Origin of the sequence: Endozoicomonas sp. ONNA2 (assembly GCF_024606365.1) — a bacterium.
In the GTDB taxonomy this organism is placed as follows: Bacteria; Pseudomonadota; Gammaproteobacteria; order Pseudomonadales; family Endozoicomonadaceae; genus Endozoicomonas.
On the sequence record NZ_JAHHPO010000126.1, the window covers coordinates 1 to 2,538 of the forward strand.

7 protein-coding genes are annotated in these 2,538 nt (G+C 54.1%); 5 read left to right on the top strand and 2 right to left on the bottom strand.

The window, feature by feature from the left end:
• Positions 1 to 45 precede the first annotated feature (45 nt).
• Together KDK14_RS02350 and KDK14_RS02355 are read right to left on the bottom strand one after the other, a co-directional pair.
• A complete protein-coding gene (locus KDK14_RS02350) occupies positions 46 to 342 on the bottom strand; it encodes an ERF family protein (RefSeq protein ID WP_257263414.1) in 297 nt (98 codons plus the stop codon).
• 124 nt (positions 343 to 466) lie between these two features.
• Entirely contained in the window at positions 467 to 736 is a 270-nt protein-coding gene (locus KDK14_RS02355; protein ID WP_257263415.1) for a hypothetical protein, read from the bottom strand.
• Between KDK14_RS02355 and KDK14_RS02360 the strand changes: the two genes are divergently transcribed.
• From KDK14_RS02360 to KDK14_RS02380, 5 genes are all read left to right on the top strand, one after another.
• A complete protein-coding gene (locus KDK14_RS02360; RefSeq protein WP_257263416.1) occupies positions 717 to 1,211 on the top strand; it encodes a replication protein P in 495 nt (164 codons plus the stop codon). The two genes, KDK14_RS02355 and KDK14_RS02360, sit on opposite strands and share 20 nt — an antisense overlap.
• Positions 1,212 to 1,376: 165 nt before the next feature.
• Positions 1,377 to 1,712 carry a DUF1367 family protein gene (locus KDK14_RS02365; protein WP_257263417.1) on the top strand — a complete coding sequence of 112 codons (336 nt, stop codon included), beginning with the start codon at positions 1,377 to 1,379 and terminating at the stop codon, positions 1,710 to 1,712.
• Between the two features lie 11 nt (positions 1,713 to 1,723).
• On the top strand, positions 1,724 to 1,858 hold the full coding sequence (locus tag KDK14_RS02370; RefSeq protein ID WP_257263419.1) for a hypothetical protein: 135 nt from the start codon (positions 1,724 to 1,726) through the stop codon (positions 1,856 to 1,858).
• 13 nt (positions 1,859 to 1,871) lie between these two features.
• On the top strand, positions 1,872 to 2,201 hold the full coding sequence (locus tag KDK14_RS02375) for a DNA cytosine methyltransferase (protein WP_257263420.1): 330 nt from the start codon (positions 1,872 to 1,874) through the stop codon (positions 2,199 to 2,201).
• Positions 2,198 to 2,488, top strand: coding sequence for a DNA cytosine methyltransferase (locus KDK14_RS02380; protein ID WP_257263421.1), 291 nt, complete (start codon positions 2,198 to 2,200; stop codon positions 2,486 to 2,488). Before KDK14_RS02375 ends, KDK14_RS02380 begins: the two co-directional genes overlap by 4 nt.
• Positions 2,489 to 2,538 lie beyond the last annotated feature (50 nt).

Below are 2,538 nucleotides of genomic sequence, written 5' to 3' on the forward strand. Positions count from 1 at the left end.
AGTACCAGCCCAAGTAGCCAGAAATATACGATTCCATATGGCCAGCTACTTACAAATGGAGTGGCCAGATACATGACCCAGATTGCAGGTGATCGTGATGGATGGTCCGTTCTGCTGTTGCTCAAACCAGTAGCTCAGGCCGCAGCGATGCAGAACCGGCTGAACCGCAGCAACCACATCATCAATGGAAGCGTAGGAGTACTCCATACGACCACCAGTTTTAGTATTGAAAGCAGCACTCTTGCTTTTCTTCACCACCGGCAGTGCCTGCTGAAACCGGGCAAAGGTTTCATTGAACTGCTGTCGTGCAACAATGGCCTGACTCTGTTCATAAAGGTTCATGACCCGTTCCGAAGCGGGAAGATGACAAGGGCAACAAAACCAAAACCTTTGGTCACTACAAAACACGACTCCGGGAAGGTCATACCCCTGAAGCCCCGCTGGCCAACATCCTGAATTACGCTCGTTACTGAGATGATACCCGGGTGACGGGTACCCAGTACGTGAAGACCACACGGCCTACCTGAACAACCCCGACAACGCCAGCAATCCATGGACGGTGAACTATGAAGCCCGGCAGCGAAATTCTGGAAAACTCAGCCTTGTTGAGCAGGTCGAACAGGCCAACGCCCATATCCTCGAGCCAGGAGCCTTCAGCGAACAGGGAGCCTTCAGCGAACAGGGAGCCATCTACGACGTTGAGCCAGAGGGATCTGGTGAATCTGTTCTCGACCATGACGGGGCTGTTCGGCCAGAAGTGGACCAGTGCCTACGGTCTGGCTGATCGCAATGGTGAGTGGCTGAAAACCCTGAATGGGCTGCACCCTGTCCAACTGGAAATCGGGCTCAACCGTGTAAGGTTGGCTGGTAGTGAGTGGCCGCCAACTGCACCAGAATTTCGCAAGCTGTGCCAGCCGATGCCGGAAGAACCCGGGTTGCCCACGCTGGCTAAAGCCTGGCGGGAAGCCAATGAGCATGCCAGTCAACCCGCTCATCACGGCTGGAGCCATCGGGCGGTATACCTGGCAGGACGGGCAGCAGGTTGGTATGAGCTGCGCAATGCCGGTACTGCGGAAGAGTGTCGGGAGGTGAAGCGTCGGTTTGGGGCGGCTTATCAGGCTTTGGTCAACCGTGAATGCCAGGGCCTGCCGCTGGAAGATTGTCCATCGAGCATCAGTTCGACCCGGCCATTCACTCGAATCAGCTGGTGAGGGAGAGCATGGCTGAACAGGGCATTGACTCGCTGGATGGACAGGGTGCGCGGCAGAAACTGATGGGGATGTTCTAATGAACGGGCTCAGGGGTGGCGTCTGGCTGGCAGTGCTCTGGGTTGTGCTGGTGATGGTGCTTTGCTGGCACTTTGTGGAGGCCATCTGATGGCAGAGCTGGTATTGCAGAAGGTCTCGGCGCAGATGCTGGTGCCGGTATCGGACGATGACCAGATGTTTATCCGGCAGCTAAAGACCGGGCAGGTGATTCGGGCAGAGTTTCGCAAGACACGTAACCCGCACTTTCACCGCAAGTTCTTTGCACTGCTAAAGTTGGGCTTTGATCACTTTGAGCCCCAGCCGTGCCAGATGGAAGGAACCGAGCAGTGGTTCACTCCGGAGAAAAACTTTGATGAGTTCCGTCGTTGGATGACGGTTAAGGCCGGATTTTATGACGTAATCGGGTACCCGGAGGTGGTGTTCGGGTTCGAGCCAGGAGCCTGAAGTTTGCCAGCATGAGTCAGGAGAATTTTGAGTTGTTGTATTCCACCGCAGTGGATGTGTTGCTCAAGTACGTACTTCATCCGGGACGGGGTTGGAGTCAGCACAAGGTGGAATCATTGGTGGAGCGAGTTATCAACTTTGCGTAGGGGGAAGGAGTTCGTGGGATACCTGTCGTTATTTTCGGGAATTGAAGCAGCGACCGTTACCTGGCATCCGTTAGGGTGGACGCCGGCAGGATTTGCAGAAATCGAACCGTTTCCCAGTGCAGTGCTGGAACACCACTACCCTGATGTACCCAACCTTGGCAGCGTGACGGATATCACTGAAGCCATGATCCTCAAACTCGGCCCAATCGATCTGGTGGTGTTTGGCAGCCCTTGCCAGGATCTGTCGGAGGCTGGCAAACGAAAAGGATTTGACGGTGAACGATCAGGACTCTTCTTCGCAGCAATACAGATTATTCGGTGGGCCAGAAAATACTACAAATGACGTTTTGTCTCTGGGAAAACGTGCCCGGCGCCTTCAGCAGCAACCAGGGCAAGGACTTTGCTGAAGTACTGCGATTACTTACTGGCACTGAGCAGTCATGTGCAGAAAATTGGCGCTACGCTGGAGTTTCATTCGGTAAGGAAGGGCTTGTTGAATGGCGGGTGTGTGATGCTCAATTTTATGGAGTACCCCAACGTCGTCGAAGGGTCTTTGCTCTGGCAGACTTTGGAGACTGGACCCGTCGGGAACCGATTCTATTTGAGTCCGAGAGCTTGCTCCGGGAGTAACTATTCAGCACCCCTCATTTAAATCTGGAATTTTCTGATTTTTATACCAT